Annotated in this window: 18 protein-coding genes; 7 read left to right on the top strand and 11 right to left on the bottom strand. The window is 69.9% G+C overall.

Annotated features, from left to right (window positions below; all coding sequences use genetic code 11):
• Positions 1–177: 177 nt before the first annotated feature.
• The 3 genes from BN12_RS05695 to BN12_RS05705 all read right to left on the bottom strand — a co-directional run bounded on the left by BN12_RS05695 (position 178) and on the right by BN12_RS05705 (position 4,524).
• Entirely contained in the window at positions 178–2,514 is a 2,337-nt protein-coding gene (locus tag BN12_RS05695; RefSeq protein WP_157635372.1) for a LuxR C-terminal-related transcriptional regulator, read from the bottom strand.
• Positions 2,515–2,593: 79 nt separating this feature from the next.
• The gene (locus BN12_RS05700) at positions 2,594–2,827 is read right to left on the bottom strand and encodes a hypothetical protein (protein WP_048550797.1); all 234 of its coding nucleotides are present in this window, start codon (positions 2,825–2,827) and stop codon (positions 2,594–2,596) included.
• Between the two features lie 194 nt (positions 2,828–3,021).
• Complete coding sequence (locus BN12_RS05705; protein ID WP_083454446.1) at positions 3,022–4,524, bottom strand: DUF2252 domain-containing protein; 1,503 nt, start codon at positions 4,522–4,524, stop codon at positions 3,022–3,024.
• Positions 4,525–4,841: 317 nt separating this feature from the next.
• On the opposite strand from BN12_RS05705, the gene BN12_RS05710 reads away from it, so the two are divergent.
• Together BN12_RS05710 and BN12_RS05715 are read left to right on the top strand one after the other, a co-directional pair.
• The gene (locus BN12_RS05710) at positions 4,842–7,004 is read left to right on the top strand and encodes a beta-glucosidase family protein (RefSeq protein WP_200901159.1); all 2,163 of its coding nucleotides are present in this window, start codon (positions 4,842–4,844) and stop codon (positions 7,002–7,004) included.
• Between the two features lie 29 nt (positions 7,005–7,033).
• Entirely contained in the window at positions 7,034–7,699 is a 666-nt protein-coding gene (locus tag BN12_RS05715) for a TMEM175 family protein (protein ID WP_048550799.1), read from the top strand.
• 15 nt (positions 7,700–7,714) lie between these two features.
• Here the strand turns inward: BN12_RS05715 and BN12_RS05720 are convergent, their stop codons facing one another.
• The 5 genes from BN12_RS05720 to BN12_RS05740 form a co-directional block, all read right to left on the bottom strand.
• The gene (locus BN12_RS05720; RefSeq protein WP_048550801.1) at positions 7,715–8,617 is read right to left on the bottom strand and encodes an amino acid ABC transporter permease; all 903 of its coding nucleotides are present in this window, start codon (positions 8,615–8,617) and stop codon (positions 7,715–7,717) included.
• On the bottom strand, positions 8,614–9,276 hold the full coding sequence (locus tag BN12_RS05725; protein ID WP_048550803.1) for an amino acid ABC transporter permease: 663 nt from the start codon (positions 9,274–9,276) through the stop codon (positions 8,614–8,616). Before BN12_RS05725 ends, BN12_RS05720 begins: the two co-directional genes overlap by 4 nt.
• An 86-nt stretch (positions 9,277–9,362) precedes the next feature.
• The gene (locus BN12_RS05730) at positions 9,363–10,199 is read right to left on the bottom strand and encodes a glutamate ABC transporter substrate-binding protein (RefSeq protein WP_048550804.1); all 837 of its coding nucleotides are present in this window, start codon (positions 10,197–10,199) and stop codon (positions 9,363–9,365) included.
• 91 nt (positions 10,200–10,290) lie between these two features.
• Positions 10,291–11,031 (bottom strand): amino acid ABC transporter ATP-binding protein, encoded by a 741-nt coding sequence (locus tag BN12_RS05735; RefSeq protein ID WP_048550805.1) that lies wholly within the window; start codon positions 11,029–11,031, stop codon positions 10,291–10,293.
• 195 nt (positions 11,032–11,226) lie between these two features.
• Positions 11,227–12,225 (bottom strand): zinc-binding alcohol dehydrogenase family protein, encoded by a 999-nt coding sequence (locus tag BN12_RS05740; RefSeq protein ID WP_048550806.1) that lies wholly within the window; start codon positions 12,223–12,225, stop codon positions 11,227–11,229.
• Positions 12,226–12,336: 111 nt separating this feature from the next.
• Between BN12_RS05740 and BN12_RS05745 the strand changes: the two genes are divergently transcribed.
• The 5 genes from BN12_RS05745 to BN12_RS05765 are packed head-to-tail and all read left to right on the top strand — an operon-like array spanning position 12,337 to position 20,327.
• Positions 12,337–16,047, top strand: a complete 3,711-nt coding sequence (locus tag BN12_RS05745) for a nitrate reductase subunit alpha (protein ID WP_048550807.1) — start codon at positions 12,337–12,339, stop codon at positions 16,045–16,047.
• Positions 16,047–17,735 (top strand): nitrate reductase subunit beta, encoded by a 1,689-nt coding sequence (gene narH / locus BN12_RS05750; protein WP_048550808.1) that lies wholly within the window; start codon positions 16,047–16,049, stop codon positions 17,733–17,735. The genes BN12_RS05745 and narH overlap by 1 nt, the downstream gene beginning before the upstream one ends.
• A complete protein-coding gene (narJ, locus tag BN12_RS05755) occupies positions 17,735–18,343 on the top strand; it encodes a nitrate reductase molybdenum cofactor assembly chaperone (protein ID WP_048550809.1) in 609 nt (202 codons plus the stop codon). Before narH ends, narJ begins: the two co-directional genes overlap by 1 nt.
• Complete coding sequence (gene narI, locus BN12_RS05760; RefSeq protein WP_048550811.1) at positions 18,343–19,110, top strand: respiratory nitrate reductase subunit gamma; 768 nt, start codon at positions 18,343–18,345, stop codon at positions 19,108–19,110. Before narJ ends, narI begins: the two co-directional genes overlap by 1 nt.
• Entirely contained in the window at positions 19,110–20,327 is a 1,218-nt protein-coding gene (locus BN12_RS05765) for a nitrate/nitrite transporter (RefSeq protein ID WP_235432310.1), read from the top strand. The genes narI and BN12_RS05765 overlap by 1 nt, the downstream gene beginning before the upstream one ends.
• A gap of 13 nt (positions 20,328–20,340) precedes the next feature.
• Here BN12_RS05765 and BN12_RS05770 read toward each other — a convergent pair whose 3' ends face one another.
• From BN12_RS05770 to BN12_RS05780, 3 genes are all read right to left on the bottom strand, one after another.
• Complete coding sequence (locus tag BN12_RS05770) at positions 20,341–22,029, bottom strand: glycosyltransferase (protein ID WP_048550816.1); 1,689 nt, start codon at positions 22,027–22,029, stop codon at positions 20,341–20,343.
• Complete coding sequence (locus tag BN12_RS05775) at positions 22,026–23,186, bottom strand: hypothetical protein (RefSeq protein ID WP_048550817.1); 1,161 nt, start codon at positions 23,184–23,186, stop codon at positions 22,026–22,028. The genes BN12_RS05770 and BN12_RS05775 overlap by 4 nt, the downstream gene beginning before the upstream one ends.
• Positions 23,187–23,380: 194 nt before the next feature.
• Positions 23,381–24,677 (bottom strand): ABC transporter substrate-binding protein (locus BN12_RS05780; RefSeq protein WP_048550818.1); only part of this gene is annotated, 1,297 nt, incomplete at its 5' end.

The following is a 24,677-nucleotide window of genomic DNA, read 5'->3' on the forward strand; positions in this document are numbered from 1 at the left end:
TCGGTGCAGGACCTCCACCACCGCGGCTGCCCCCTCTCCGTCGTCCGTGCTGCGATCGTCCGTCCACGTGGGTCGTGCCGGGCGGCGCACCCGGGTCATGGCTCGTGACGTAGGGCGACCGTATGCCGGGTCCGGGTGACCGCAGCAGCCCGAGCCGGCGGTTCACCCGGGTGAATCTCAGCGTTTCGCGTCGTCGCGGACCGGCTCGGTGGCCGTCCGGCCGTTCCCCACGACGCGGGTCCGGGCACGAGCGGCCTGGACGGCTTCGGAGCGGGTCGAGACGTCGAGCTTGCGGTAGATCGCGTGAGTGTGGGTCTTCACGGTGTTGACGGACAGGTGCAGCTCCCGGCCGATCTCACGCAAGGTGAGATCGGTCCGCAGGAGCCGGAGGACCCGCTTCTCGGCGGTGCTGAGCGGCGCCCCCGGTTGGGCGCTCGGCGCCCCTGGTCGGGCGCTCGGAAGGGCCGAGGAGATCCGGGTCCGGGCGTCGGTATGCCACTGCGCGAGCCGGCCGACGTCGCTGTGCTGGCCGATGAGTCGTTGGACCTCGTCCAGGTGACGGTGTGCGTCGTCCGGACGGTTGAGCGTCATGAGCGAGGGAACGAGCAGGAGCCGCGCCATCGCGAGGAGCCACCAGAAGGCGTCGGAGGCGTGCGGCAGGATCGCCTCGGCTCCGTCGATGGCCTGCTCGGCGTCATGGTCCCGTCGATACTCCGTCAGGACACGCGCGAGGAGCGCGTAGGTCAGCACGCTCGGCGTGTAGGTCCGCATGGTCGGGCAGTCGATGATGCGATGGGCCGTCCGGGCGTAGTGGAGCGCCGCCTCGAGGTCCCCGCGATGAAGGCGGAGAAGGCCCAGGTTCGCCAGAGCGTAGGCATGCGTGGCGGATTGCTCGGGTGTCATGGGCACCGCTGCGGCCAGGCTGAGCTCCGCCTCGTCGTCCATGCCGCGGAGGGTCAGTGCCGCACCCTGCAGCGTCAAGGCCAGCCCGCGCCAGTGGTTCTGGGCGGTCTCCAACCGCACCGCGGTGTTCGCCGCCTCCTCCATCCGGGTCACACCATGGCCGCCGATCGTCGCGGTCGCGATGGCGAGTGCGGACTCCAGCGAGGACGTCCCGTCCGGCATGGGGCCGTCCCAGGTGCCGCCTCGTGCCGCGTCGATGAGCCGGTGGGCGCCCGAGGTGTCGCCCGTCATGGCCGCCAGCCATGCCGCGGCGAGAGCGAGCGGCGCCTGCTCCTCGACCGTGTCGGCGTCGAGGTCGGCGAGGAACGTCTGCGCGGTGTCGGTCTGCCCGCGTTCGTAGAGGGCCGGGAAGCGCGAGGCGACGAGGTCCGCGGCCACGGTGACGTCGCCACTGGTCCGCGCGTGCTCCACGGCCCGCGCGGTGAGGTGATGCTCGGCATACCAGCGCCAGGCTCGCCGGTGCAGCTCGGTGATGAGCTCCGGCTCGCGCCGGTTCAGCTCGGCCCGCAGATACTCGGCGAACAGGTGGTGGTAGCGGTAGGCGGTCCGGCTCTCGTCGAGCGGCACGACGAACAGGTTGCTGCGCTCCAGGTCGCGCAGGGTCTCGGTGGCCCGGTCACCCCCGGTGACCGCATCGCAGAGGCTGGGGGTCAGGTCCTCGAGGATGCTGGTCCGCAGCAGGAAGGCGACGACGTCGTCGGGCTGCCGCTGCAGCACGTCCTCGCTCAACACGTCGGCCACGTGCCGGTTCGTGCCCGCGAAGTGCTCGAGGTAGCGCGCGGGGTCCGCACGGCCCCGAAGCGACAGTGCCGCCAGGTAGATCGCGGCGGGCCAGCCCTCCGTGCGCACGATGAGCCGTCGGACCTGGTCGGCGGTCAGGTCCACCCCGGCAGCAGCGAGCGCGTCGACCGCCTCGTCGTCCTCGTAGGCGAGATCCGCGGCCCGGACCTCCAGCAGGCGGCCGTGCATCCGCATACCGGCCAGGCCCAGAGCCGGATCGGTCCTCGTCGCCAGGGCGAGCTGCGAGTGGGGCGGGACGTGCTGGGCGAGGTAGTCGACGACGTAGAGCGTTGCGGGGTCACGGACCACGTGGAGGTCGTCGAGCACGAGGATGAGCGGTCGCTCCGACCTCGCCCACGCGTTCGCCAGGCGGGGCAGCACCCGATCCGCCAGTCGAGGATCCGGACCGGCCAGCTCCGCGACCAGCTCCTGGTCGATCCCGACGATCGGGTCGAGCGCCGTTGCCACCCCCCGGGTCAGCTCCACCGCGTCGTCGTCCGCCGACTCGAGGGAGAGCCACGCGAACGGCCGCTCGTCCGATCGCCGCCACAGGGCCAGGGCCGTCGTCTTGCCGTAACCAGGAGGGGCCGACAGGAGCACCACCGGCACGTCGGCCGCGCTCGCGATCCGGTCGACGACCCGGGGCCGGTCGACCAGTCCGCGTCTCAGCGGTGGCGCCGACAGCTTGTTGAGCACGACGTGTAGGCGGAGTGCCGTCGGATTGGTCCGGCGGCCGTCGGCGATGACGTGCTGCCCCGCTCCCTCAGGCATGAGCACGAATCTACTCTGGGCACACGCCCGTCGACATCGTGGCAGCACCGGCGGCAGGCACCCCGGCGGTGAGCCCCCGTCAGGGGTCGACGGACAGGCTGATCACGGACGCGCCGAGGCTGCGGAGCCGTTCGACGACCCCGAAGAGCTCCGCGTCGTCCCGCACCTGCGTCTTCACATGGGTCTCCCCGGACAGCGTGGCGCACTCGCAGTCGGGGAGCGCCGCGGCGAGGATCGTGCCGAACTCACCGCGCACCACGATCCTCGCGGTGCGGTATGCCGGCGCGGGGCCGGGCGGTCCGTCGTGGTCCACGTCTCTCTTGTACCCAGGCGATGGGTGAACCCCTCCCCGCGGTGGATTGATCACCCGGGTGAACTCGCTCCCCGGACCCTGGCACGGCCCGACCGGGGACTGCGTGTGAGCGGCGCTGCGGGGCATCACCGGCTCGCACGGATCCGACGACCTCCGGGAGGTGCTCGCGGCGCACGTCCGGAAGGGCGGGAGTGTCACAGCCCGGACTCGGCCTCGACGACGCCAGCGTCGACGGCGGCGGAGAACGCTGCGTAGTCGCGTTCGTTCACGTCGGCGTAGGTCTCGGCGAACTCCGAGATCGCCTCGTCGAACCGGGTGGACTTGCCGAGGTAGGCCGCGATCGCGACCCGGTCCCCTGACCGAGCGTGCGCGCGGGCCAGCGTCCATCCGCACAGGCGGGCGTAGATCTCCATGCTGGTGGGCGACAGGCGCTCGATCTCGGCGGACACCTTCCAGTCCCGGAGCTGGCGCAGGTAGTAGTCCTCGGCGACGCCATCGGGCGTCATCGATCGCAGCCAGCCGAGGAGGATGTCGCTGCTGGCCTGCATGAGCCGCTGGCCGGTGACGACCCGCTCTCCGTCCGTCATGTCGCGGCTCGGGTCGGCGATGTCGGCGCCGACAGGTCCCGACGTCGAGGTCACATAGTCGGCCAGGACCGATCGCTGGGCCTGCTTGGCCTGCAGGGTCAGCGCCTCGCCGTCCGTTCGCCCCTGGAACACGAGGATCCAGGCGCGGGTGCCGACGCTGCCCACTCCGACCACCTTGTGGCCCACGTCGACGAGCTCGAAATGGTCCAGCAGTCGTCGGCGATCGGGGCTCAGGGTCCCGCGGTAGCGGGCGACCAGCTCGGTGATCCGGCCCAGGACGACATCGGTGTCGAGTCCCGTCATGTCGTCCAGGCGGGTGATCAACGGGGGATCGGACACGATCCGGGGGCGTCCGTCGACGAGGACCGTCAGCTTGTCCAGTGCCTGGAGGCTGTCCCGGGCGTGCGCCTTGGCGATGATCTTCTTGGTGCCCTTGAGGTCGGACTTGTGCTCCTTGCGCTTCCGTTCCGCCAGCGACGCGCTGAACTGGGCGAACGCGTACTCGATGTCGAGATGGGCGTACCACACGGTGAGGATCGGCTGGCCGGCGAAGGCGCGCATGGCGGTGCGGTAGCTCTCCGCGGCGATGAGCGTCACCCGGCGGGACTCCTTGGTCGTGAAGCCGTTGTCGCGGCTCGCGACGGCGAAGCTCGTCGCGAGCCTCTTGACGTCCCACTCGAAGGGTCCGGGGAAGGTCTCGTCGAAGTCGTTGATGTCGAAGACGAGGCGCCGCTCCGGCGACGCGTAGGCGCCGAAGTTCGACAGGTGCGCGTCCCCGCACAGCTGGGTGCGCAGGCCCGAGGTCGGCGTTCCCGCGAGGTCGGCGGCCATCAGCAGCGCCGCGCCCCGGTAGAACGTGAACGGCGAGACGAGCATCCGTCCGTGCCGGATGGGGACGAGCTCCGGGACCCGCCCTTCGGCCTGGCCGAGCAGGAGCTCGACGGGCGTGCGGGACGTCGTGCGCCGGAGCTCGCCATGGCTCGCCAGGGGGGCGACCGAGCGTGCCGTCCTGCCCCATGCGGCACGCTCCTGGACCGAGAGCTGCCCCAGCGCCGCACCTCTCAGGTCGTGGGGCGACGTGGTCTCCGAGGTGTCGACCGAGTCCATCATTCGGCTCTCCCTTCATCGGTGACAGCACCTGACGGTCCGCTCGTGGACCGAGCCGACGGGCACCGTCGCTCCACGCGGATGCGTGCTCCGCTGGGTCACTCCTCGCGTGATCCTCGGTGCGACAGTAGGGCTCGCTGGGGTGAGCGGTCGCCGGCCGGAGTGGATTCACCCGGGTGAACTCGCGTCGCCCCCCGCAGCCTCGCCCTCGTGGCACCTAGCCTGCGTCCTACCCTCCATGGATCTCCAGGAGGCCCGTCGCAGGACGGGGACGCACCGGTTCGCTCGGCGCGAGCGTGCCCTCGAGGGAGGCGATGGACGTGACAATTGGAGAAGGCGTCGACCCCCGGAACGGCATCGACGACGCGGACCGCCGCGCCCGGCACGTCGAGGAGCAGATGACCGACGACGAGCGCTTCTCGCTGCTCGTCAGTGTGATGGGGACCAACGACGTCGTGACGGTCCTCGACGAACGCATCCCCGAGGACGTCCCGATGAGCGCCGGTTACGTCCCCGGTGTTCCCCGGCTGGGCGTCCCCGCCCAGCTGATGAGCGACGCGAGCCTCGGCGTGACGAACCCTGGGTACCGTCCTGGCGACACGGCCACGGCGTTGCCTGCGGGGATCAGTCTGGGAGCGAGCTTCAACCCGGACCTGGCCCGTGTGTCGGGGTCCCTGGTCGGCAAGGAAGCCCGCCACCGCGGGTTCAACATCCAGCTGGCCGGCGGCGTCAACCTGGCACGCGACCCGCGCAACGGGCGCAACTTCGAGTACCTGTCGGAGGATCCGCTGCTCACCGCCGTCCTCGCGGCGGAGTCCATCAACGGGATCCAGGGAGAAGGTGTCATCTCGACGATCAAGCATTATTCGCTCAACTGCAACGAGACCAACCGGCACTGGCTCGATGCGCGGATCGATCCCGCGGCGCACCGGGAGTCCGACCTGCTGGCCTTCGAGATCGCCATCGAGCGCTCGGGTCCGGGCGCGGTCATGACGGGATACAACAAGATCAACGGCGACTACGCCGGCGACAACGCCGTGCTCATCCAGGACGTGCTGAAGGGTGTCTGGGGCTATCCCGGCTGGGTGATGTCGGACTGGGGCGGGACGACGAGCTGGGAGTGTGCCATCCACGGCCTCGACCAGGAGTCGGGACTGCAGATCGACATGATGCTGTGGCAGAACGAGTGGTTCGTCGGGCCGCTCCGAGAGGCGTACGAGGCCGGACGGCTCTCCAGGGACCGCCTCTCGGAGATGGTCCGCCGCATCCTCCGCTCGATGTTCGCGGTCGGGGTGGACCGATGGGGACCGGCTCCCGAGGTCGACATGGGCAGCCATCACGGGATCGCCCTGGAGGCCGCCCGCCAGGGGATCGTCCTCCTGGCGAACACGGGCATCCTGCCGCTGCGACCGGAGTCCACGCCGCATGTCGCCGTCATCGGTGGACATGCCCAGCTCGGAGTGGTGACCGGCTGCGGTTCCAGCGCGGTGGTGCCACCGGGTGGCTATGCCGAGGTGATCAAGGTCGGTGGCCCCGGGGCCATGGGGGTCGCCCGCAACCTCTACCTGCTGCCCTCGTCGCCCCTGACCGAGCTGCGCAGGCTGCTGCCCGGTGCGGAGATCGAGTTCGATGCCGGGATGAGCCCGGCGGAGTCCGCCGCGATGGCCGCCCGGAGTGATGTCGCGATCGTGTTCGGCGTGACGGTCGAGAGCGAGGGCTTCGACGACCACGACCTGTCGTTGCCGTGGGGTCAGGATGCCGTGATCGAGGCCGTGGCCGCCGCCAACCCGCGGACCGTCGTCGTGCTGGAGACGGGCAACCCCGTGTCCATGCCGTGGCGGGACGCGGTCGGCGCCATCGTGCAGGCGTGGTATCCGGGCCAGGCGGGCGGCCAGGCCATCGCGGAGGTGTTGACGGGGATCGTCAACCCGTCGGGCCGGCTGCCGGTCAGCTTCCCGGCCGACCTGAGCCAGACTCCCCGGCCGCGACTGCCCGGCCAGGGCACGCCGTGGGGGACGCCGACCACGATCGAGTACACCGAGGGTGCCGAGGTCGGCTACCGGTGGCTCGCCAGGACCGCGCAGCGACCGCTCTTCGCGTTCGGCCACGGACTGAGCTACACGACGTTCGCGCACACCGACCTGGAGGTGAGCGCGGGCGACACGATCACGGCCCGCGTCACGGTCACCAACACCGGCGACCGGCCGGGCGTCGACATCCCGCAGCTGTATCTCACCGAGGCGGCGGGAGACAGGCGGATGCGGCTGCTCGCCTTCGACCGAGTCGTTCTCGAGGCCGGCGAGACACGTCGGGTGACCCTCGAGGCGGAACCGCGGCTGCTCGCCCGCTACGACGGAGCCGACGGGACGACCGGCACGTGGCGTATCGACGAGGGCACGTACGAGGTGTCGGTGGCCGAGAACGCCGGCGAGCCGGGCCTTACCGCATCGGTCGAGCTGAAGGCCCGGGCCTTCGGCCGGTGAGGCGACCACCCGAGGTGAAGGAGTCACCGATGAAGGACGCACCGCAACGGAAGCCCGCGCGCTACGCGACGGGGCGCATGGAGGCGTTCAGCGACGGCGTCTTCGCCATCGCCATCACGCTGCTCGTGCTGGAGATCTCCGTGCCGGCCACCGCCGAGGACAACCTGTGGAATGCGGTGCTCCACCAGTGGCCCTCGTACCTGGCCTATCTCGTCAGCTTCTCCACCGTCGGCGCGCTGTGGCTGGGCCATGCGGCGATCACCGACTACCTCCGGACGGCCGACGTCTGGGTGCTCCGCCTCAACCTCCTGGTCCTGTTCGTCGTCTCCTTCCTCCCCTTCCCGACGAGGCTGCTCGCCGAGAGCATCGGGCATGAGGGCGCGGAGCGGGTCGCCTGCACCATCTACGGCTGCACCCTGGCCGTCGGCCTGCTCCTCCTCCATGTCCTCTGGCAGTACGCGCTGCGCGAGCAGCTGGTCCGCACGGACGCGAGCGAGGAGGACGTGACGGTCCTCACCGCGAAGCTCACCCCCGGGATGGCCGGCTACCTCGTGATGATCCTCCTCGGCCTCTTCCTGCCCGTTGCGGCGGTTCTGGGCTACCTCGTCATCGCCGTCATCTACCTCGTCCCGTTCCGGACCCTCCGGCGCCGCGTCCACACCGCGACCGAACCGCCGCGACCCGCTGCCTCGTGAGCGGCCGGCGGACGATCAGCCCTGCGCCGTCGACGGTCCGGCCGGGTTCCCTCCGGCTGCCGCGTCGGCGCCGAGGACGGCCGTCCCGGCGGCCGGCGTGGGCCGGACACCCCGACGTCCCAGCCGGGCCTCCACCTTCCGCGCGACGAAGGTCAGCGCGAAGTTCATCAGGATGAACAGGACGGCCGCGGCCATGTATGCCGGGATGGTGTTGGCATACGCCGAGCCGAGGGTCTTGGACCAGCTGAGCAGCTCGGCGTAGGTGATGCCGTAGCCGAGCGCGGAGTCCTTGAGCACGACGACGCACTGGCCGATGAGCGCGGGCAGCATGGCCCGGAGTGCTTGGGGCAGGAGGATGGATCGCAGGGTCTGACCCTGGGTCAGGCCGATGGACAGGCCCGCCTCGCGCTGACCCGCCGGCAGACCGTGGACCCCCGAGCGGACGAGCTCGGCGAGGACGGAGCCGTTGTAGAGGGTCAGGCCGGTGACGACGGCCATGAGCGGGTTGAGCTCGACCGCGAAGACGTTGTTGCGCGCGTAGAGGTTGAACGCGAAGTACATCATGATGAGCACCGGGACGGCGCGGAAGAACTCGACGACGACGCCGCTCACCCAGCGGATGCCCCGGTTGTCCGAGAGACGCCCCATGCCGAAGACGGTGCCGAAGACGGCCGCGAGGACGATGGAGATCACCGCCGCCTTGACGGTGCCCCAGATGCCGGGCAGGAGGTACTGCGTCCACGCGTCCTTGGTGACGAACGGCTTCCACTTCTCGGCGGCCAGCTGGCCCGCGTCGCCGAGCTTGCGAAGCACCACGTAGGCGATGCCGACGGCGATGAGCAGACCCACCCCGGTGAGGATCCGATGGCGCATCCGGGCCCTCGGGCCGGGGGCGTCGAAGAGGACGGTGGCGCTCATCGCCGCACCGCCAGCCGGCGGGACATCGCGGTGAAGGCCATGCCGAGGGGGAGGGTGAGGATGACGAACCCGACGGCGAAGATGAGGAACACCCCGAACGTCCCCGTCTCGTTCTCGACGATGGTCGCCATCATGCCGGCGGCGTCGGAGACGCCGATGACCGAGGCGACGGTCGAGTTCTTGATGAGCGCGATGATCGTCGAGCCCACCGGCGCGATGGACCCTCGCACGGCCTGCGGGAGGATGACCTGGGTCAGGCTCTGGCCGAACGACAGGCCGATGGATCGGGCGGCCTCCGCCTGTCCGACGGGCACGGTGTTGAAGCCGCTGCGGACCGCCTCGCAGATGAAGGCCGCGTGGTAGACGGACAGGACGATGACGGCCCAGCGGAAGATGTTGGTCTGTTGGTCGTCGGACAGCGACATGCCGAGGATGTAGGTCATCCCGAGGATGCTCGCCACCATGAGCAGCGTGAGCGGCGTGTTGCGGAAGACGTTGACGTAGGACGTGCCGATGGCGCGCAGCGTGGTCACCGGGCTGACCCGCATGACGGCGAGCACGGTGCCGAGGACGAGCGCCCCGACGGTGCCGAGGACGGACAGCTTGATGGTCATCCAGAAGGCGCCGAGGATGTCGTAGTTGCTCAGGATGTCGCCCATGCATCACCCCTTGGGACAGGCGGGCCGCCGCCCCTCGTATGCCGCGGGCTCGCGGCATACGAGGGACGCCACGGTGATCGGCAGGGTCAGGAGCAGGCGTCCGGGGTCGGCGGGTTGCCGGCACCCGGCTTGAAGCCGGCGGGCCCGAGGTTGTCGTCGACGAACTTCTGCCACGAGCCGTCCGAGATCATCGACTTGACGGCGTCGGTGACCTTCGTGCACAGGTCGGTGTCGCCCTTCTTCAGGCCGATGCCGTAGCGCTCCTCGGAGAACGGCTGGCCGACGACCTTCAGCTTGCCCTTGTACTGGTCCTGCGCGGCGTAGCCCGCGAGGATCGTGTTGTCGGTCGTCAGCGCGTCGACCCCCTTGGAGGCGAGGGCCGCGACGCACTCGGAGTACGTGCCGAACTCCTGGAGGTTGACGCCCGGCACCTTCTTCTTGACGTTCTGGGCGGACGTCGAGCCGGTCACCGAGCACAGCTTCTTGCCCTTGAGGGAGTCGGGCCCGGTGATCGACGTGTCGTCGCTGCGGACGAGCAGGTCCTGGCCGGCGATGAAGTAGGGGCCGGCGAAGCCGACCTTCTCCTTGCGCTCGTCGGTGATGGAGTACGTCGCGACGACGAGCTTGACCTGGCCGGTCGAGATGAGCGTCTCGCGCTGGGCGCTCGGGGCCTGGACCCACTGGATCTTGTCGTCGGAGTAGCCGAGCTTCTTCGCGACGTACTTCGCGACGTCGACGTCCATGCCGGTGTACTCCGAGCCCTCCTTGAGGCCGAGACCGGGCTGGTCGAACTTGATGCCGATCTTGATCGAGCTGCCACCCCCCGATCCGGAGTCCGAGCTGCCGTCGTCACTGCCGCACGCGGCGAGCCCGGCGGCCACTCCTGCCGCCATCGCGGCCGCGGCGATGCGTCGTGGGTTCATCGGTGTCCTCCTGGTGGTTCGCGGCATACGACGGTCGTATGCCGTCACGCCGGGTGCTGAAGCCGGCGTGTGGGATCTGCGGGATGTCCTCCTAGTGCGTGAGGATCTTGCCGAGGAAGTCCTTGGCGCGGTCCGACTGCGGGTTGGTGAAGAAGTCCGAGGGGGGAGCCTGCTCGACGATCTGACCGTCGGCCATGAAGACGACCCGGTTGGCGGCCTTGCGGGCGAACCCCATCTCGTGGGTGACGACGACCATCGTCATGCCCTCCTTCGCGAGCTGCACCATGACGTCGAGCACCTCGTTGATCATCTCCGGGTCGAGGGCCGACGTCGGCTCGTCGAACAGCATCACCTTGGGCCGCATGGCGAGCGACCGTGCGATGGCGACGCGCTGCTGCTGCCCGCCGGAGAGCTGGGCAGGGTACTTGTCCGCCTGGAGCGCGACCCCCACCCGCTCGAGGAGCTCCATCGCGTGGCGCTCGGCGTCCGCCTTCTTCTCCTTGCGGACCTTGATGGGCCCGAGGGTGACGTTCTCGAGGATCGTCTTGTGGGCGAAGAGGTTGAAGGACTGGAAGACCATGCCGACGTCGGCCCGCAGCCGGGCCAGGCTCTTGCCCTCCAGGGGCAGGGGGTCGCCGTCGATCGTGATCGATCCGGACTCGAACGTCTCCAGACGGTTGATCGTCCGGCACAGGGTGCTCTTGCCCGACCCCGACGGGCCGATGACGATGACGACCTCACCCGAGGCGACCTCGAGGTTGATGTCGCGCAGGACATGGAGGTCGCCGAAGTGCTTGTTGACGTCCTTCATGACGACGAGCGGCTCTCCCATGCACAGACAACCTACCCTGTGAGAAGGCTGGATTGGGCCTGCGACCTGCGCAGAGACCCAACCGCAACCTGGAGACGTCCACCCGATGGGGGCTGCGACCCTGGCTAGCTTTATCGGGTCACCCCAGAACACTGAGCTTCACCCGACTCTCCTTGTCGGGTGAAGCCACGTCTTGTCGGGTCACCCGATAAAGCGTCAGGGGACGAGCACCGCCGCTCCGTCGAAGCGGCCCGCCTTGAGGTCCCGCAGCGCCTCGAGGGCACCGTCGAGCGGGTAGGTGTGGGTCGTCGCGCGGATGCCGTGCCGCACGGCGAGCTGGAGGAACGCCCGGCCGTCCTCCCGGGTGTTGGACGTGACGCTGCGCAGCTGCTTCTCGTAGAACAGCTCCTCCTCGTAGCGGAGCGCCGGGATGTCGCTGAGGTGGATCCCGGCGACGGCGAGGACCCCGCCCCGCCCGAGGGCGCGCATGATCATGGGCACGGCGGTCCCGACGGGGGCGAAGGTGATCGCGCTGTCGAGCGGCTCCGGCGGGGGATCGTCGAAGTCCTGCACCGACGCCGCGCCGAGGGACCGGGCGAGCTCCCGCGCCTGCTCGCCGCGGGTCATGACATGGACCCGCGCCCCCTGGGCGACGGCCAGCTGCGCGGTGAGGTGGGCGCTCCCGCCGAACCCGTAGAGCCCGAGGACGCCACCCTCGGGAACGCTCGCCCGGGCGAGCGCCCGGTACCCGATGATCCCCGCGCAGAGCAGCGGCGCGGCGGCGACGTCGTCGATCCCGTCCGGCACGGCATACGCGAAGTCGGCCGGGACCGTCGTGTACTCGGCATACCCGCCGTCGGCGTCCCAGCCGGTGTAGCGGGAGGCCGGGCAGAGGTTCTCCGCGCCTCGGCGGCACCAGCGGCACGCGCCGTCGGTATGCCGCAGCCAGGCGATGCCGACGCGGTCGCCGACGGTGTACCCCTCCGCCGTCGCGCCCACGGCGACGACCCGGCCGACGACCTCGTGCCCGGGGACGACGCCGGGCCGGTGCACCGGGAGGTCGCCCTCGGTGACGTGGAGGTCGGTGCGGCAGACGCCGCACGCGAGGACCTGCACGAGGAGCTCTCCCGGAGCCGGATCAGGGATCGGCCGGTCGGTGAGAGCGACGGGGCCGCGCTCGACGGGAGCGGGCGTCGTGACGTGCCAGGCTCGCATACGACCACGGTAGTCCCGTTGCGAATCTGCCGTTTTCACAACAGGATTGTGAAAACTACTCTTTGTCGTTGGTCCACGCTGGCGGATGCGACACACGCTACAGTCGAGGGCATGGCGCCATCGACGACGGCAGGTAGTGGCATCGACGGACCGGCCGCGGACGCGCTCTTGAAGCTCGGGCGCTTCTTCACGCGCTGGGACGAGACGACCGACGAGCGGGCGGTGTTCCGCGAGGGGGGCCGCCGGGGTGACGTGTTCTACCGCGACCGGTGGAGCCACGACAAGGTCGTGCGGAGCACCCACGGCGTCAACTGCACGGGCTCGTGCTCGTGGAAGGTGTACGTCAAGGACGGCATCATCACGTGGGAGGCACAGCAGACCGACTACCCGTCCGTCGGCCCGGACCGACCCGAGTACGAGCCCCGCGGCTGCCCGCGGGGCGCCGCCTTCTCCTGGTACACCTACTCTCCGACCCGGGTCCGCTACCCGTATGCGAGGGGCCTCCTCATCGAGATGTACCGCGAGGCGAAGGCGCGCCTCCACGACCCCGTGCTCGCCTGGGCGGACGTCGTCGGCGACCCGGTGCGGCGCCGGCGCTACCAGCAGGCTCGCGGGCGAGGGGGCCTCGTCCGCATCAGCTGGGCCGAGGCCGTCGAGATCGTCGCCGCGGCCCACGTCCACACCATCAAGACCTACGGCCCCGACCGGTGTGCGGGCTTCTCGCCGATCCCCGCGATGTCGATCGTGTCGCACTGCATCGGCACGAGGTTCATCCAGCTCATCGGCGGCGTCATGACCTCGTTCTACGACTGGTACGCCGACCTGCCCGTCGCGAGCCCCCAGGTCTTCGGCGACCAGACCGACGTGCCCGAGTCCGGCGACTGGTGGGACTCGACCTACCTCGTCATGTGGGGCTCCAACGTGCCCGTGACCCGGACCCCCGACGCCCACTGGATGGCCGAGGTCCGCTATCGGGGCACGAAGGTCGTCACGGTGAGCCCCGACTACTCCGACAACACGAAGTTCGCCGACGAGTGGATGCCCGCGCAGGCGGGCACCGACGCGGCCCTCGGTATGGCGATGGGGCATGTCGTCCTCAAGGAGTTCTTCGTCGACCGCGAGACGCCGTTCTTCACCGACTACGTCCGCCGCTACACCGACCTGCCCTTCCTCGTCCGGCTCGAGGAGAAGGACGGTGCGCACGTCCCGACGAAGTTCCTCACCTCGTCCGACCTCGCCGGAGCCCCCGAGGCGCCCGAGGAGGCGTGGAAGACGGTCGTCCTCGACGCGGCCGGCAGCCCGGTCGTCCCGAACGGCTCGATGGGATTCCGGTATGCCGAGTCCGGCACGGGCCGCTGGAACCTCGACCTCGGCGACACCGTCCCGCTGCTCACCCTCGAGGGCGACGGATCGGAGGCGACCGAGATCCTCCTCCCGGCCTTCACCGCGCCGGACGGCTCGGGATCGGTCCTGCGCCGAGGAGTGCCGGCCCGGCGCGTCGACGGCCACCTCGTGACGACCGTCTTCGACCTCATGCTCGCCCAGTACGGCGTCGCCCGCGAGGGTATGCCGGGGCAGTGGCCGAGCGGGTACGACGACGTCGCGTCGCCCTACACCCCGGCGTGGCAGGCCGAGATCACGAGCGTGCCGGCCGAGCAGTGCATCCGGGTGGCCCGGGAGTTCGCCCGCAACGCCGAGGAGTCCGGCGGCCGCTCGATGGTCATCATGGGGGCGGGGATCTGCCAGTGGTTCCACGGCGACGCGACCTACCGCGCCGTCCTGTCCCTTCTCATCCTCACCGGCTCGATGGGCCGCAACGGCGGCGGCTGGGCCCACTACGTCGGCCAGGAGAAGTGCCGCCCCATCACGGGGTGGGTCTCGCTCGCCAACGCCCTGGACTGGGCGCGACCGCCGCGCACCGTGCCGGGGACGTCCTTCTGGTACATGCACACCGACCAGTGGCGCAACGACGGCTACTCCGCCGACTCGTTGGCCTCGCCGCTCGCCGAGGGACACCTCGCCGGACGGCACACGGCCGACGCCATCGCCCAGTCCGCGCGGCTCGGCTGGATGCCCTTCTACCCCCAGTTCGAGCAGAACCCGCTCGACATCGCCCAGGACGCGACCGACGCGGTCGAGCGCGGAGAGGCGGAGTCGCCGGCCGCATACGTCGCCAAGGCGTGGCAGGACGGCACCCTCAAGGCGTCCATCGAGGACATCGACGCCCCCGCGAACTGGCCCCGGACGCTCGTTCTCTGGCGCTCCAACCTCATGGGGTCCTCGGCCAAGGGCAGCGAGTACTTCCAGCGCCACCTGCTCGGCGCCGACAACAACGTCATGGGCACCGAGTCGCCGGAGACCCCGCGGCCGACCGAGGTTGCCTGGCACGACGAGGCCCCGGAGGGCAAGCTCGACCTCCTCATGTCGGCGGACTTCCGGATGACGTCGACGACCCTGCTGTCCGACGTCGTCCTCCCCGCCGCGACGTGGTACGAGAAGCACGACCTGTCCTCGACGGACATGCACCCGTTCGTCCACGCCTTCTCGCCGGCCATCGACCCACCGTGGGAGGCCAAGTCGGACTTCGAGCTCTTCCACCTGCTCGCCCAGCGGCTGTCCGAGCTCGCGAAGTCCCACCTCGGCGTCCGGAAGGACCTCGTCAGCGTGGCCCTCACGCACGACACACCGGGGGAGACCGCGCAGCCGGGCGGGCGTGTCCTGGACTGGAAAAGGGGGCAGGCCGAGGCCGTCCCCGGCCGGACGATGCCGGTGTTCCAGGTCGTCGAACGTGACTACACGGCGATCGCCGACAAGCTCGCGACGGTCGGGCCGCTCGCCGACTCGCTCGGCTTCACGGTCAAGGACGTCACCTACCGCCTCGAGGAGCAGACCGAGCGGCTGGCCCACGACAACGGCGTCATGCTCGGCGGCGCGGGTGACGGCCGGCCCGCCATCGACACCGACAGCAAGCTCGCCGAGGCGATCCTCACCTTCTCCGGGACGACGAACGGCGAGCTCGCGGTGCAGGGGTTCGAGACCCTCGAGAAGCGGGTCGGCAAGGGGCTCGCCGACCTCGCGCGCGGCTCGGAGGAGAAGCGCGTCACCTTCGCCCAGACCCAAGCCGCCCCGGTGCCGGTCATCACCTCGCCCGAGTGGTCCGGGTCGGAGACCGGGGGCAGGCGGTATGCCCCGTTCACCGTCAACATCGAGCGGCTCAAGCCGTTCCACACCCTGACCGGGCGGATGCACTTCTATCTCGACCACGACTGGATGACCGACCTCGGCGAGGCCCTGCCGACCTACCGACCGCCCGTGGACATGCACCGCCTCTTCGGCGAGCCCGTCCTCGGGTCGACCGGAGAGCTCCAGGTGACGCTGCGCTATCTCACGCCGCACAACAAGTGGTCCATCCACTCCGAGTACCAGGACAACCTCCTCATGCTCTCCCTCGCCCGCGGGGGCCCGACGGTGTGGATGAGCGACCGCGACGCGGCGCTCATCGACGTCCACGACAACGACTGGGTGGAGTGCGTCAACGACAACGGCGTCTACGTCTGCCGGGCGATCGTGAGCCACCGGATGCCCCAGGGCGTCGTCTTCGTCCACCACGCGCAGGAGCGGACGATCGACGTGCCGAAGTCGGAGGCGACGGGCCGCCGGGGCGGCATCCACAACTCGGTGACCCGGCTGCTCGTCAAGCCGACGCACCTCATCGGCGGCTACGCCCAGCTCTCCTACGCCTTCAACTACCTCGGCCCGACGGGCAACCAGCGCGACATGGTGTCCGTCGTCCGCAAACGCCGCCAGGAGGTGCAGTACTGATGCGCGTCATGGCCCAGATGGGCATGGTTATGAACCTCGACAAGTGCATCGGGTGCCACACGTGCTCGGTGACCTGCAAGCAGGCCTGGACCAACCGGGCCGGCACGGAGTACGTGTGGTTCAACAACGTGGAGACCCGCCCGGGGCAGGGGTATCCGCGCCGCTACGAGGACCAGGAGAAGTGGCGCGGCGGGTGGGTCCGCACGCGCCGGGGGCGGTTGACGCTCCGCGGGGGCAACCGGTTCCGCAAGCTCCTGACGATCTTCGCCAGTCCCGTCCAGCCCGAGCTCGAGGACTACTACGAGCCGTGGACCTACGACTACAAGGCGCTCATCGAGGCCCCGCTCGGCGACGACTTCCCCGTCGCCCGGCCCAAGTCGCTCATCACGGGCGAGGACACGAAGATCACCTGGTCGGCGAACTGGGACGACGACCTCGGCGGCGCGAGCGAGATGGGCCACCTCGACCCGATCGTCGAGGCGGTGAACGCAGCGCGCGGCGAGGCGAACGAGAAGATCCGCTTCGAGTTCGAGAAGACGTTCATGTTCTACCTGCCGCGGATCTGCGAGCACTGCCTCAACCCGTCGTGCATGGCCTCCTGCCCCTCCGGCGCGATCTACAAGCGCGCGGAGGACGGGATCGTCCTCGTCGACCAGGACCGGTGCCGCGGCTGGCGGCAATGCATCACCGGCTGCCCCTACAAGAAGATCTACTTCAACCACAAGTCGGGCAAGGCCGAGAAGTGCACGTTCTGCTACCCCCGCATCGAGGTCGGCATACCGACCGTCTGCTCCGAGACGTGCGTCGGCCGGCTGCGCTACCTCGGGCTGTTCCTCTATGACGTCGACAAGGTGACGGCCGCCGCCTCGGTCGAGGACGAGAAGGACCTCTACGAGGCCCAGCTCGACCTGCTCCTCGACCCGAACGACCCCGCCGTCATCCGGGCCGCCAAGGAGCAGGGCATCCCCGACGACTGGCTGGACGCGGCTCGCCGGTCCCCCGTGTACGCCCTCGCGAAGGTCTACAAGGTGGCCCTTCCGCTCCACCCGGAGTACCGGACGATGCCAATGGTCTGGTACGTCCCGCCGCTGTCCCCGATCGTCGACCTGCTCGCGAAGCAGGGCCACGACGCGGAGGATCGCGACACCCTGTTCGGCGCCATCGACGCCCTGCGGATCCCCGTCGACTACCTCGCGGAGCTGTTCACGGCGGGTGACACCGAGGTCGTCACCCGGGTGCTGCAGCGGCTCGCGGCGATGCGCGCCTACATGCGGGACGTCACGCTCGACCGTGAGCCCGACGCCGGGATCCCGGCCTCCGTCGGTCTCACCGAGGAGTCGATGCGCGCGATGTACCGGCTCATGGCCATCGCCAAGTACGAGGAGCGGTACGTCATCCCGACGGTCTCGGCCCTCGACCACCAGCAGAAGGCGCACGAGCTGGAGGAGCTCGCGTGCTCCCTCGACTACGACGAGGGCCCGGGGATGTACGGCTCGGCCGCCTTCGGTGAGGCGAGCGGGCGTCCCGCCCCCGTCGCCGTCGAGACCTTCCAGGCGCTGCGCCAACGGCAGACGAGCGGTGCCGAGACGAGCAGCTCCTCCCTCCGCGGCCGGGTCAACCTCCTCAACTGGGACGGCAACGGCTCGCCGGAGGGTCTCTTCCCCGAGGCGCACGGAGGAGACGAGTGATGGGCCGCGGGGACGGCGCACGGGTCGCCGAGCGGGTCGTCCACCAGGCCGCCGCGTGGTGCCTGTCCTATCCGGACGAGGCCTTCGTCACCGCCCTGGGGGCCATCGCCGACGCGGTCGCCGAGCTGCCGCATTCGCCTGCCGCGCAGCGGGTCTCGTCCTTCCTCACGGCGACCCGGGGGAGAGACCTCGCCGAGCTCCAGCAGGAGTACGTCCGACTGTTCGACCTGTCGCGCAAGCACGCGCTCTACCTGTCCTACTGGACCGACGGTGACACCCGCCGCCGCGGCGAGGTGCTCGCCGGGTTCAAGCAGCGCTACCGCGACAGTGGGGCGGTCGTCGACACCCATGGGGAGCTGCCCGACTACCTCCCGATGGTCCTCGAGTTCTCGGCCCGGGTCGACCTCGACGTGGGCGTCGAGCTGCTCCAGAGCTACCGGCCGAGCATCGAGCTGCTGCGGATCGCGTTGACCGAGGCGGGCACGCCGTACGCTGCTCTCGTCGAGGCCGTGTGCCTCACGCTCCCAGGAGCCTCTCCCGCCGACCGCGCGGCCGTCATGCGGATGGCCGGATACGGACCGCCGACCGAGAAGGTGGGGATCGCCTGATGGACGTCGTGCTCTGGGGCGTGCTGCCCTATCTCACCCTGGCCCTCCTCATCGGCGGGACGATCTGGCGCTACCGCTTCGACAAGTTCGGCTGGACGACGCGCTCGTCCCAGCTCTACGAGTCGCGGCTGCTGCGCATCGGCTCGCCGCTGTTCCACGTCGGCATCCTCTTCGTCGTCGTCGGCCACGTCGGCGGGCTCATCGTGCCGGAGTCGTTGACGGACGCCCTCGGCATCTCGGAGAACCTCTACCACTTCAACGCGCTCTTCTTCGGATCGATCGCGGGCTTCTGCACGCTCGCCGGCATCGCCATCCTCATCTACCGGCGCCGCCGGACCGGGCCGGTGTTCATGGCGACGACGAAGAACGACAAGCTCATGTACGTCATCCTCGTCGCCGCCATCGTCCTCGGGCTCTGGACGACCGTGGTGAGCATCGGGGCGGGACATGCGGCCCACAACTACCGCGAGTCGGTGTCGCCGTGGTTCCGCTCGATCTTCTGGCTCCACCCCGATGTCGAGTCGATGGCCGCCGCACCGATCCAGTTCCACATCCACACGCTCGTCGGGATGGTCCTCTTCGCGATCTGGCCGTTCACCCGGCTCGTCCACGCGTTCACCGCACCACTGCACTACCTCTTCCGGCCCTACATCGTCTATCGCAGCCGTGACGAGGTCGCGGGGTCGGCCGCGACCCGTGCGAGCCGTCCGGGATGGGCGCCCGTCGGGACGGCCGACCGAGACCACCAGCCGAGAGAAGGACGATGATGACCGCCACCGCCGTCACCGACGCCGACCTCCGCCAGGGGCAGACGAAGAACCTCGTCCTCGCTCTGTGGGCGTTCGCCATCAGCTTCTGGGCGTGGAACATGGTCGCTCCGCTCGGAGTCCGCTACACCGAGGAGATGGGACTCACCGCCACCCAGAAGTCCCTTCTCGTCGCGACGCCGGTTCTCGTCGGGTCGGTGGGCCGGATCCCCGTCGGGGCGCTGACGGACAAGTTCGGCGGACGCGTCATGTTCACCGTCCTCATGCTGCTGTCGGTGCCCTTCGTCCTCCTCGTCGCCGTCGCCGGCAACGCGAAGTCGTACGGCCTGATGATCCTCTTCGGCTTCTTCCTCGGCATCGCGGGGACGACCTTCGCGACCGGCATACCCTTCGTCAACGCGTGGTTCGAGCAGTCCCGACGCGGGTTCGCCACGGGCGTGTTCGGGGCGGGCATGGGCGGCACGGCGCTGTCGGCCTTCTTCACCCCGCGGTTCGTCAAGTGGTTCGGCTACACGACGACCCACGTCATCATCGCCGTCGCCCTCGTCCTCACGGCGGCTCTCGTGTGGTCCGCGGCGAAGGACTCGCCGCGGTGGAAGCCTGCGACGGAGCCCGTGGTGCCGAAGCTCGTCGCGGCGGCCAAGCTCGGGATCACCTGGCAGATGGCCTTCCTGTATGCCGTCGCCTTCGGCGGGTTCGTCGCCTTCTCCACCTACCTGCCCACGTACCTGAAGGACGTGTACGAGTTCGACCTCACCGGGGCGGGCTCCCGGACGGCCGGTTTCGCGATCGCCGCCGTCATCGCCCGTCCCGTCGGCGGCATCCTCTCCGACCGGATCGGTGCCCGCACGGTCGCGGCGATCTCCTTCGCCGGCGCGACGGTCATGGCGCTCGTCGAGACGACCGTCCCACCGCCGGAGCTCCTGGCCGGTCTCACGTTCGTCGTCCTCGCCCTCTTCCTCGGGCTGGGCACCGGAGCGATCTTCGCGTGGGTCGCCGACCAGGCGCCCCCGGAGCGGGTCGGGTCGGTGACCGGCATCGTCGGTGCCGCGGGCGGACTGGGCGGCTACTTCCCGCCGCTCGTCATGGGCGCGACGTACGACGCCGTCGCCCACCGCTACACCGTCGGCCTCGTGCTCCTGGCCATCGTCGCGGCGATCGCCTTCCTCTACACGCTGTTCGGCATCAGGCGGCGGGTGGCCGTCGCCACCGCCTGACGATCCGGACCGCTCATCCGGGTTGGCGGGCTCCGCCCGGTGCGTGGCCGCCGTCGGGGTCGTACGTCGACAGGCCGTGCTCGGTCTTCTGCCAGTAGTGCGGCTTGGTGATGAGCTGCCAGAGCGCCTTGTACGACGCGATGGAGTGCAGGAGCCAGTAGAGGGGGTTGAGGACCGCCCAGCCGACGAGCCAGAACTCGCCGCGCTTGTAGGGGCCCATCATGTTGAGGTACACCATGAGCGCGTTGCCGACGAGGAAGTTGATGAGGCACAGCCACAGGACCAGCGGCGGCACGTCGAGAAGGGGACTCGTCCAGGGCACGATGATCGTCGCGAGGGTGAGGACGGTGAAGGGAAGCACGCCGAGGAAGGTGAGCGGTGTGCCGAAGATGAGGAGCGCGAACGACGCGAGCCGGCGAGCGCCGAGGGTCGAGACGGCTCGGGCCGGCTGGCGGGCGTGGACGAGGGCGGTCTGCAGGTAGCCCTTCACCCAGCGGCTGCGCTGGCCGATGAAGATCCGGATCCGCGAGGTGCCCTCCTCCATCGTCGTGGAGTCGATGACCCCGACGCGGTACCCGAGCGCGCTGGCCCGGATGCCGAGGTCGGCGTCCTCGGTGACGTTGAAGGGATCCCAGCCGCCGAGCCGGCGCAGCGCCTCCGTGCGGAAGTGGTTCGAGGTGCCCCCGAGCGGGATGGGCAGGTCACGGACGTCGAGCCCGGTGAGCATGTAGTCGAACCAGTAGCTGTACTCGAGGGTGAACATCCGGGTCAGCACGTTCTCGCGTGCGTTGAAGTAGTTGAGGGAGGCCTGGAGGACGACGGTGCGATGGTCCACCCGGCGGAAGGCGAGCACCGCCTTCTTCAGCTGGTCCGGCTCCGGGGCGTCCTCGGCGTCGTAGATGACGAGGAACTCGCCGCGTGCGACCTCGAGCCCGACGTTGCAGGCACGCGGCTTGGTCTGCGGTGCCCCCTTCGGCACGGTCACGACGACGAAGTGGTCGGGCGGGTCGGACCGGGCGATGGCCTCCCGGGTCTCGTCGTCCTCCTCCTCGACGAGGACGATGACCTCCAGCTTGTCCGTCGGGTAGTCGACCCGGCCGAGGTTGTCCATGAGCCGGCTGACGACGCGGGCCTCCCGGAACACCGGGACGAGGATCGTGTAGACCGGCAGGTCGTCGTCGTGGAGCGCCTCGATCTCGGCGCGCTCGACCCTCTCGACGAGGTCGTAGCGCGACCCGCGCATGGCGACGACGAACTTGAACATCGTGCTCGCGAGGAAGACGAGACTCGACACGCCGACGAGTGCCATGGCGGCCTCCCCGGGCCAGCGGACGCCGACGAGGAGGACGATGGCGGCGAGGACGAGGCCGAGCAGCTGCTGGCCGCGGGAGAGGACGTGCCGGGCCGAGTGGACCGGATCGGTGCGGTAGAGGCCGAGACCGGCCTGGTCGGCATACTGCGCCGCGAAGCCGTCGACGGTCGTGGCCGTCACGGCCCCCCAGGACCAGGGGACGATCGTGATCGGACCTCCCACGGCGGCCGAGATGCGCTCCTGGCGGTCCGCGGTCGGCTCACCCGCGACGGCGACGACCACGACGCCGTCCTCCCGCCGGAGCGGGATCCATCCCTCGCGGGCGTATGCCGTGCGCAGCGCCGGGTCGAGCAGGCGCGCGTCGAGACTGCTGGCGGTGTCCGTGGTCATGCCGCACCACCGCGGGTCACGACGGTGAGCCAGAGATGCATCGTCGGGTTCACGAGGACCGTGAGCCAGCCGAGGACCCAGAGGACGCCGGCGAGCACGACGACGAGCGCGGAGGTGAGCCTCGTCGTCGTCTGGGGAGCGACGGCGGCGGCGAACATGAGCATGAGGAGGTAGGTCGTCCCGGCCGTGCCGGGCGGGGCCAGCCCGAGGACGAAGGCGAGCAGCGGCATACCGGTGAGGATGATGCCGACGATCCCGACCCACGGGTGGCGCAGCGCGGCGGCCGCGACGATGACGATGACGGCCGGCGCGAGGTAGACCAGGCCCTCGCCGGTCTGCAGGAAGTGGCCCACCTGGGCCGCGCGGTCCGCGTCCCAGGCCGGGTAGCCGGCGACGGCGGTGACGGCGCCGACCCGGAATCCCGCTCCCAGCGCCATGAAGGCGCCGACGAGCGCGACGGTCGGGAACATGACGACGAGGACGTTGGCACGCCGGGATCCGGGTCGGGAGTGGATGATGAGCAGACTCGTGTAGGCCGCGGCGACGATCGTGAAGAGGCCGATCCGGTCCGAGAGCACGGAGGCGGCGAAGAGCAGACCCGCCCGGAAGCCCGCCTGGGTGTTGGCATACGTGACGAACCGAACGAGGTCGATCATCCCCACGCCGAAGAACAGCAGGCCCAGCGTGGCCTCGAGGTTCGTCGTGACGACGAAGGCGAAGACGGGGGTCGTCGTGAGGGCCAGGAGGTATGCCAGCCGCACGGCCGGGGGGAACTCCTTGCGCCGCATCGACTGGAGGACGAGCTGGACGAGGATCCCACCGAGCAGCGAGCCGACGACGGCGAGCCCGATCGCCCCTCCGGGGGTGAGGAGCGCGAGGAAGCTGCTGATCGGCGGGTAGAGCTGACGGAGCCCGGCGACGTCGGTCGAGTCCCAGGCCAGCCCGGTGACGCGGGCCTCGAGCGCACCGTTGGCGGTCCGCGGCCAGGACCCGCCGCGGGCCTGGAAGACGACGGCGAGGAGGACGAACGGGACGGCGATCGCGACGCGCAGGACCCAGCGGGCCCAGCGCCGCTCGGGGAACTTCGCCGGATGACCGGTCGCGCTCTCCACGAAGATGGCCCTCTGGGTGGGGTACGACGCCGTCGTCGAGGTCACCGCGCCGACCCTTTCCACGAACGCCCGAGGCCGCGAGTCGGTAGCCGTCCGGGCGGATCCCTTTGTCAATCTTTGTCCGGAATCTAGCGGGTTACCGCCTTGTTGGCGACTCGAGCGGATCGGGTGGGGTCGGTGTGCCCGCGCCGCCGCACTCGGGCGGGCACACCGACGGCTGCGCAGCGATCGCCGGCGGCCTACCGCTGGACGATGCTGAAGAGCTGGTCGAGCTGGGTGTTGAGCGTCGTGAGCGAGGACACCGGCTGGCTGCCGATGTAGATGGCGTCCATGGCCGGCTGCATGAGCGCGGTGATGTCGGCCGCGTTGGAGGTGACCGGGAAGAGGAACGTCGTGTGGTTCTTCACGTGGTCGGTGAAGGGCGACACGTCGAGGTGGCGCTTGTTCTCGTTGTAGGCGATGGCGAGCGCGGTCCCCTCGGGCCGGGCGGGGAAGACGACCCCGGACTGCCCGATGATCTTCTGGCACTCCGACCCGGCGAGGAAGGCGACCCACTGGGCGGCCTGCTCCGGGTGCTTGGACAGGGTCGTGATGGAGTCCGCGAGACCGTTGAACATCGAGGCTCGCTTGCCGCTCGGACCGATCGGCGTGGGGGCGATCTGGATGCCCATGCTCTTGCCCTTGGCGTCGGTCATCGCCGCATACGTGGAGATCATCCAGTCGCCGGCGATGCCCATGGCCGCGGTGCCGGACCCGATCTGCTTGTCGACGCCGTTGGCGCCGCTGCCGGTGGCGGCGTACGTCGGCATGTAGCCCTTGCGGACGAGGCCGAAGTACCAGGCGATGGTGTCCTGGAAGCTCTTCTGGTCCAGGTTGAAGCGGTCGCCCCACGGGTTCTTGTTCGTCGCCTGCCATCCCGTGCTCCCCGTGAAGGCGGACCACTGGGTCTGGCCCCAGCCGCCACCTCCGGAGCCGTCCGAGGCGAGGCCGTAGGTCTTGACGTGGTTCTTGTCGAAGCCCGGCTGGTCGCCGCGCCGACCCTTGTCGTCGACCGTGAGATGGGCGACGAGCTTCTCGAACGTGCCGCCGTCGGTGGGGTTCCAGGTCAGCGTGTCGAGCGTCTTCGGGTCGACGCCGGCATCCTTGAGCATCGCGGGGTTGTAGAAGATCGCGACGGTGTCCCAGTCCTTCGGAGCCCCGTAACGATGCCCGTCCTGTCCGATCCACAGCTGGGCCAGGCCCGGCTGGTAGTCCTCGTTGCGGATGTCCTTGGTCGGCCCGAGCTCGTCGAGGGGGCGGAGCACCTTGAGGTCGACGAACTGGGCGTATTTCGAGACGTGGTCGGTGAAGACGTCGGGGGCGGTGCCGGCGATGAAGCCCGAGGTGAGCTTGGACCAGTAGTCGCCCCAGCCGTACTGGGTGATCTTGACGGTGAGCTTGGGGTTCTGCTGGTGGAAGGCGTCGGCGCACTTCTGGTAGCCCGGCTGCTGGGAGGCGTCCCAGAGCCAGTAGCTGATGACGCCGTTGCCACCGCCC

Source organism: Nostocoides japonicum T1-X7 (assembly GCF_001046855.1).
Taxonomy (GTDB): domain Bacteria; phylum Actinomycetota; class Actinomycetes; order Actinomycetales; family Dermatophilaceae; genus Nostocoides; species Nostocoides japonicum.

Excerpts from the sequence above, each read along its gene's own strand:
- BN12_RS05695 (WP_157635372.1), bottom strand. The coding sequence starts at position 2,514 with ATGCCTGAGGGAGCGGGGCAGCACGTCATCGCCGACGGCCGCCGGACC.
- BN12_RS05705 (WP_083454446.1), bottom strand. The coding sequence starts at position 4,524 with ATGATGGACTCGGTCGACACCTCGGAGACCACGTCGCCCCACGACCTG.
- BN12_RS05715 (WP_048550799.1), top strand. The coding sequence starts at position 7,034 with ATGAAGGACGCACCGCAACGGAAGCCCGCGCGCTACGCGACGGGGCGC.
- BN12_RS05720 (WP_048550801.1), bottom strand. The coding sequence starts at position 8,617 with ATGAGCGCCACCGTCCTCTTCGACGCCCCCGGCCCGAGGGCCCGGATG.
- BN12_RS05725 (WP_048550803.1), bottom strand. The coding sequence starts at position 9,276 with ATGGGCGACATCCTGAGCAACTACGACATCCTCGGCGCCTTCTGGATG.
- BN12_RS05730 (WP_048550804.1), bottom strand. The coding sequence starts at position 10,199 with ATGAACCCACGACGCATCGCCGCGGCCGCGATGGCGGCAGGAGTGGCC.
- BN12_RS05735 (WP_048550805.1), bottom strand. The coding sequence starts at position 11,031 with ATGGGAGAGCCGCTCGTCGTCATGAAGGACGTCAACAAGCACTTCGGC.
- BN12_RS05740 (WP_048550806.1), bottom strand. The coding sequence starts at position 12,225 with ATGCGAGCCTGGCACGTCACGACGCCCGCTCCCGTCGAGCGCGGCCCC.
- BN12_RS05745 (WP_048550807.1), top strand. The coding sequence starts at position 12,337 with ATGGCGCCATCGACGACGGCAGGTAGTGGCATCGACGGACCGGCCGCG.
- narH (WP_048550808.1), top strand. The coding sequence starts at position 16,047 with ATGCGCGTCATGGCCCAGATGGGCATGGTTATGAACCTCGACAAGTGC.
- narJ (WP_048550809.1), top strand. The coding sequence starts at position 17,735 with ATGGGCCGCGGGGACGGCGCACGGGTCGCCGAGCGGGTCGTCCACCAG.
- narI (WP_048550811.1), top strand. The coding sequence starts at position 18,343 with ATGGACGTCGTGCTCTGGGGCGTGCTGCCCTATCTCACCCTGGCCCTC.
- BN12_RS05765 (WP_235432310.1), top strand. The coding sequence starts at position 19,110 with ATGACCGCCACCGCCGTCACCGACGCCGACCTCCGCCAGGGGCAGACG.
- BN12_RS05770 (WP_048550816.1), bottom strand. The coding sequence starts at position 22,029 with ATGACCACGGACACCGCCAGCAGTCTCGACGCGCGCCTGCTCGACCCG.